We start from the raw sequence: 1,387 nt of genomic DNA on the forward strand, positions 1-1,387 counted from the left end.
CTAGGAAAGCCCCCTGTTTTTTCGTTGAAATTGCAGTACACACCGAAAAATTGATCGAGTCATGAAGCTCTTATAGCCCTACTTGGGATAGCCCCGCCTCTCAAAGGAGCCTTACGCTTAACGGTATCGAAGTACCGCCAGCTACCAGCTCGGTGTCCGGAAACAAGGAGACGGGGCTTGGGTGAAAGTTGCCGTGTTGGATTGGATATTGAAAAGAAAATAATGGGGAAAGTGATATTGTACCTCCTTTGCCCCAGTCAGATAAGGCCTCAAACCTGTGTTGTGCTGGTGCTCCCTATTCTACTATCCATTTTCTAACAAGGAAGAAGCAAACAGCCTGATTACTCCTTGGTGAAACAAATTTGAAAATCAGAGCCGACCCAACATTTGCCGTTGAACTTAGCTTCACCCCAACGAGAATTACATCCATTTTTTGTAATTCCATAGACTTGGGCTACACCGGGCAATACCTCGGCAACGGTAAGTAGCATTACTTCATCAAAAAGGGAGGTCTTATTTCCTCTTTTCAAGGTGTAAATTGTAATGTTATCATTTTTTTCTATAACTATTTGAGTGTTATTGATAGAGTATTTCTGTCCATAAGATATAATTTCACAATATATATTATCTGATGTGTTATTATTTGCAAATAAATACTGTGGAAAAATTATTAATGACATAAATGAGATGATTATAACGGTGTAGAAAAATTTTGACATTGTCAACCTCCTATAGTTTTATAGCGATATTTCACGCTATGTTTATGCCTTAAAGCATATTAATAATTTTCTACGAATATAGATATAATATCGTTGATATTTAGGAGAGGAAAATATATCTATGTCATCGTATATAGTATAATTTATATTTTGTTTATGAAAATATTCGTGTCGTATATGAATATTTACATATGGTATAAGTTGATCTATGTGAGCATTTTTTAATATTAATGTCATACTATAAAAGGAGTTTATTTTCTTTTACAAGAGAATTGAGTTCTTCAAGAAAGAGGGCTCTGCCTTATAATAGCTGCGATTGCTAGCGGATGTGTTCCCCCGGCAGATCATGCCGGAGACATATTGCCCTAGTTGCTGGGTGGAAAACATGAGCCAGCTGTGTTCATCGGGGGATGTCCTTTCTATGAACTCAAAAAGCTCAAGATGTTCTGAATTGATTTGCAGTGGGGGCTGTCAAGGAAAGCGATACACGGCCTTATCCCATGGTGACAGAACATCGTTTTTGAAGACCCTAAACCCCTCAGGTCTGAGCTTGGTTCCGTGGATGTCAATTTTTTCCAGATTCCCAAATGATGACAAGGCTAAAACTTTCCCGCTCTCTCTTTTCAAGCCAGGCGTGGCAGGGTTGATCCTTGAAATTGTTCCAAGCG

At 38.8% G+C, this 1,387-nt stretch carries 2 protein-coding genes; both read right to left on the bottom strand.

Annotated features, from left to right (window positions below):
- Positions 1-341: 341 nt before the first annotated feature.
- On the bottom strand, positions 342-719 hold the full coding sequence (locus ACQRCJ_RS12410) for a hypothetical protein (protein ID WP_168936536.1): 378 nt from the start codon (positions 717-719) through the stop codon (positions 342-344).
- A 471-nt stretch (positions 720-1,190) separates the two neighbouring features.
- Positions 1,191-1,387: hypothetical protein (locus tag ACQRCJ_RS12415; protein ID WP_427799938.1), on the bottom strand; the 197-nt coding region annotated here is incomplete at its 5' end.

It is taken from the genome of Desulfovibrio sp. SGI.102 (assembly GCF_050314315.1).
Lineage (GTDB): Bacteria > Desulfobacterota > Desulfovibrionia > Desulfovibrionales > Desulfovibrionaceae > Desulfovibrio.